This window comes from Paenibacillus sp. GbtcB18 (assembly GCF_019091125.1).
Classification (GTDB): domain Bacteria; phylum Bacillota; class Bacilli; order Paenibacillales; family NBRC-103111; genus Paenibacillus_F; species Paenibacillus_F chitinolyticus.
Genome location: NZ_JAGXJX010000945.1, coordinates 1 through 232, shown reverse-complemented (window position 1 = coordinate 232; position 232 = coordinate 1). Strand labels below are relative to the sequence as shown.

Here is a 232-nt window from a genome sequence, read left to right as displayed (position 1 = left end):
CAAACCGTCGGCGACGGAACCTGGTGGTCCGGCAAACCGGAAGAGGACCTCGGCAACCACTGGCTGCCCTTCACGGGAACTTCGCCTTACCTGACGCAGTACCCCCACTATGCCGCCCAAAATTATAACGCGCCGGTAACCGAGAACGGCGGCACCAATTTCGACCCCTGGGAAGATCTCGCCTCCATGTACCCGGCGATATCGAATCCGGCTGAAGCGGAAAGCCTCTGGT

1 protein-coding gene is annotated in these 232 nt (G+C 60.3%); it reads left to right on the top strand.

Annotation, left to right across the window (positions count from 1 at the left end; translation table 11 throughout):
* On the top strand, window positions 1-232 hold a 232-nt coding region (locus KVT34_RS31360), incomplete at both ends, for a hypothetical protein (RefSeq protein ID WP_217563402.1).